The following is a 3,922-nucleotide window of genomic DNA, read 5'->3' on the forward strand; positions in this document are numbered from 1 at the left end:
CCCGAGGCGCTGAACGCGCTGAACAGTCGCCTGGCCGACGAGGTCACCGCCGCGGCCGTGGCGTTCGATCTCGATGACGGGGTGGGTGCGATCGTCGTCACGGGGTCCGAGAAGGCGTTCGCCGCAGGCGCCGACATCAAGGAGATGGAGGGCATGTCGGCGGCCGAGATGGTCGAGACGGATCACTTCGGCGTCTGGCACGAGTTCGCCGCGGTGCGCACACCTGTGATCGCCGCCGTCTCGGGCTTCGCACTCGGGGGAGGATGCGAGCTCGCGATGATGTGCGACATCATCCTGGCGGCCGACACCGCGAAGTTCGGCCAGCCCGAGATCAACCTCGGCGTCATCCCCGGCATGGGTGGCACGCAACGGCTGATCCGCGCGGTCGGCTACTACAAGGCGGCCGAGCTCGTGCTGTCCGGTCGGTTCATGGGCGCCGAAGAGGCGGAGCGCTCCGGCCTCGTCTCGCGCGTCGTGCCGGCATCCGATCTGCTCGCCGAGGTCACGACGCTCGCCGAGACGATCGCGTCGAAGTCGCTGCCCTCGGTGTTCGCGGCGAAGGCTGCGCTCGACGCCGCGATGGAGACGACCCTCGCCGACGGTCTGGCTCACGAGAAGCGGGCGTTCGCAGAGCTGTTCGACACCGAAGACCAGAAAGAGGGCATGTCGGCTTTCCGGGAGAAGCGTGCGCCCGACTTCCGGCACCGCTGAGTTCCGCGCCACGACTCCGGAGAACCGGAGCGGTGCGGGTGCCTCAGCCGCGCAGCGCCTCGACGATCTTCTCGACGCGGCGGTCGCGGGTCGCCTCCTGCTTCGCCTCGGCGACCGAGCGCGCATGCTCTTTGCGCGCCGAGTACGACAGTTCGTCGAAGGCGGCGCGGAGCGCGGCGTCGGAGTCGAGGACATCGGCGAGAGCGGGCGGGATCTCGACCTCGCGTTCGGCGGAATCCAGGCGGATGACGGCATCGACCTCCTGGCCGATCTCGACGCCGAGCTCGGCGCGGACGGCCTTGCTGAAGCCGATCATGTTCTGCCCGCCCATGCGGGCGAGACGCAGTCGTGCGCTGCGGCCGTCGATCGTCACCGCGACCGGGAACGTCCTGCCGGCGGCGAACGAGGCGACCTGCTCGTCGGTGAGGATGATCGCGGCCGCGGGCCCGCGGCCTTCGAGGGTCGTGTGCAGGCGCAGTTCGCTCATGCGGGCAGTGTACGCCCGCGCTCCTCGGCCTCGGATGCCAGGTGGTCGTTGCGTTCCTCGATCAGCGCGCGCATGTACTCGCGCATGAACACGCGGTCGACGAGGCGTCCGATCGGCCCGAACGGCGAACGGAAGACGATCGTGTCGCGCGCCAGAGTTCCCTCCGGATGCTCCTCGAAGACGTGCTGGTGCAGGAACGCCCCGAAAGGGCCCGAGAGCTGGCGGTCGCGGAACCCGTGGGGCGGATCGACGTCGTACACGATGGTCCGCAACCGGAACGGGATGCCGAAGTGCCGGGCCCGCCACGTCACGGTCGACCCTTCCGTGAACACGCCGCCCGCCGGTGCCTCGACCATCGTCTCGTCGTATCGGGCCATCGACCGCAGGTGCAGTCCGGTGTCGAGCGCGAGCGCGAACACGGTCTCCCTCGGTGCCGAGATCACCCTCTCGAGAACGAACTCGGCCATGTCAGAGCGGATCGGGTTGAGGCTTGGGGTCGGCGAAGTCGCCGGCCGCTTTGCGCATCCGCGCGACGATCGCGACGAGCTCGGCGGCATCGGCGCTGGTCATGCCCGGGTCGGCGAAGACCTCGGTGTTGAGGGCGTGCGTCGCGCGGTCGACCAGCTCGCGACCCGACTCGGTCAGGGCGAGCAGTGCCGCGCGGCCGTCGTGCGGGTGCGGCTCGCGCACGATGAGCCCGTCGCGCACCAGTCGCTCCGCGGTGCTCGTGACGGTCGTCGCGTGCACCTGCAGCCGGGCGACGACGCTCGACAGGGGCAGGCGGCCCGACCGGCTGAAGGCCAGCAGGCGCAGCATCTCATAGCGGGCGAAGCTCAGCGCGAAGGGCTTGAGCGTCGCATCCACGCGTGCCAGCAGCAGCTGCTGCGCGCGCATCACCGAGGTGACGACGGTCATGCCGTCGGCAGCATCCGACCATCCGTGCGCGAGCCACTGCCGCTTCGCCTCGGCGAGCGGATCGACGGGCAGCGGACGCGGTCGGTTCACGGTTCTACGGTAGGCCATCGGATCGCCGTGGCAGCGACCGACCGCCGCGCCGAGGCGCGCTGGACCTCAGTCGCTCGACGGCTGGGACTCAGTATCAAGGGGCTAGAATCGAGGCAGTCGTGAGGAGCAATCGATGAAGATCTTCGTCCTGGTCAAAGAGGTGCCCGACACCTACGGCGATCGCAAGCTGAATCTCGAGACCGGCCTCGCCGACCGCGGGGCCGGCGACGTGGTGCTCGATGAGATCACCGAGCGGGCGCTCGAGGTCGCGCTGAGCTACGCCGACAAGAACGAGGGCACCGAGGTGGTCGCTGTGGCGATGGCTCCCGGCGGCTCGACGGCGTCGGTGCGACGGGCGCTCGCGATCGGCGCAGGATCTGCCGTGCACATCGCCGACGAGCAGCCCGCGGGTGCTGATCTGGGGCTCACCGCAGAGACGCTGGCCGCCGCGATCCGCCGCGGCGAACCCGACCTGGTGATCACCGGAAACCTGTCGACCGACGGTTCGGGTGGCGTCATCCCGGCCATGCTCGCCGAGCACCTCGGCTGGCCTCAGGCCACGGCGCTCACCTCGGTCGAGATCACGCCAGAGGGCATCACGGGCACCCGGGGCGCGGATGCCGGAGCGCAGCCGATCTCGGCATCCCTTCCGGCTGTCGTCTCGATCACCGAGGGGCTGCCCGATGCGCGCTTCCCGAACTTCAAGGGCATCATGGCGGCGAAGAAGAAGCCGCTCGAAGTGCTCAGCCTCGATGACCTCGGCGTCTCGGCGGATCCCGCCGCGGCTCCTCGCACGATCCTCACCGCGGTGGCCGAGAAGCCGCCGCGTGCGGCCGGCGTGAAGATCGTCGATGAGGGCGATGCCGCCGAGAAGCTGGTGGAGTACCTCGTGCAGAACAGGCTGGTGTGACATGACCTACCCCGAGAACCCGATCCTCGTGCTGGTCGACCTCGACCCGGCGGGCAACCCCGCCAGCAGCACGTCCGCGCTGATCGGCGCGGCCTCGACCGTCGGCGCGCCTGTCGCGCTCGTCGTCGGCGGGTCAGCCGAGGCGGCCTCGAAGGTCGCCGACGCCGGCGCCTCCGTGGTCCTGACCGCCGACGGCGATGGCACGACTCTCACGGTGCCGATCGTCGACGCGCTGCAGGCGGCGTTCGCGCAGGTGCACCCCGATGCCGTGCTGATCTCGAATTCGATCAGCGGGCGCGATGTCGCCGGGCGGTTCGCCGTGCGGGCGAAGCTGGCGCTGTCGGTCGACGCGGTCGGCGTCTCGCGCGACGACGAGGGCATCATCGCGCACCACTCCGTCTACGGCGGGGCGTACCTCACCGACTCCGCGCCCACGTTCGGCGCCCCGGTCATCACGGTGCGTCAGGGTGCGGTCGACACGCGCGCAGAGGCAGCGGCGTCGCCGACGACCGAGGCGCTGAGCGTCACCGCATCCGGTCTCGCTGCGGCGACGGTCGGTGCGGTCGAGGCCGTCGAATCCACGTCGTCGCGGCCTGAGCTGCGCGGCGCGACCCGCGTCGTCTCGGGCGGCCGCGGCCTCGCGTCGAAAGAGAAGTTCGTGCTCGTCGAAGAGCTGGCCGATGCGCTGGGCGCTGCGGTCGGCGCCTCGCGAGCCGCGGTGGATGCCGGATACATCCCGCAGTCGCATCAGGTCGGTCAGACCGGGGTGTCGGTGTCGCCGCAGCTCTATGTCGCCCTCGGCATCTCGG

At 70.3% G+C, this 3,922-nt stretch carries 6 protein-coding genes; 3 read left to right on the forward strand and 3 right to left on the reverse strand.

From position 1 onward, the window contains the following. Window positions 1-711, forward strand: a 711-nt coding sequence (locus J7E68_RS17935) for an enoyl-CoA hydratase-related protein (protein WP_215174899.1), incomplete at its 5' end; no start/stop codon positions are given. 43 nt (window positions 712-754) lie between these two features. Here the strand turns inward: J7E68_RS17935 and J7E68_RS17940 are convergent. Genes J7E68_RS17940 through J7E68_RS17950 form a run of 3 tightly spaced genes read right to left on the reverse strand, consistent with a single transcriptional unit; the run spans window position 755 to window position 2,203 of the window. Further along, a complete protein-coding gene (locus J7E68_RS17940; RefSeq protein WP_215174901.1) occupies window positions 755-1,198 on the reverse strand; it encodes a YdeI/OmpD-associated family protein in 444 nt (147 codons plus the stop codon). Next, window positions 1,195-1,665, reverse strand: a complete 471-nt coding sequence (locus tag J7E68_RS17945) for an SRPBCC family protein (protein ID WP_215174903.1) — start codon at window positions 1,663-1,665, stop codon at window positions 1,195-1,197. Before J7E68_RS17945 ends, J7E68_RS17940 begins: the two co-directional genes overlap by 4 nt. 1 nt (window position 1,666) lies before the next feature. Beyond that, window positions 1,667-2,203 carry a MarR family transcriptional regulator gene (locus J7E68_RS17950; protein WP_215174905.1) on the reverse strand — a complete coding sequence of 179 codons (537 nt, stop codon included), beginning with the start codon at window positions 2,201-2,203 and terminating at the stop codon, window positions 1,667-1,669. 133 nt (window positions 2,204-2,336) lie between these two features. On the opposite strand from J7E68_RS17950, the gene J7E68_RS17955 reads away from it, so the two are divergent. Then, complete coding sequence (locus J7E68_RS17955; RefSeq protein WP_215174907.1) at window positions 2,337-3,113, forward strand: electron transfer flavoprotein subunit beta/FixA family protein; 777 nt, start codon at window positions 2,337-2,339, stop codon at window positions 3,111-3,113. 1 nt (window position 3,114) lies between these two features. Further along, a partial coding sequence (locus J7E68_RS17960; RefSeq protein ID WP_215174909.1) for an electron transfer flavoprotein subunit alpha/FixB family protein occupies window positions 3,115-3,922 on the forward strand: 808 nt, incomplete at its 3' end.

The sequence above is a fragment of the Microbacterium sp. ISL-103 genome, assembly GCF_018613995.1.
Classification (GTDB): Bacteria; Actinomycetota; Actinomycetes; order Actinomycetales; family Microbacteriaceae; genus Microbacterium.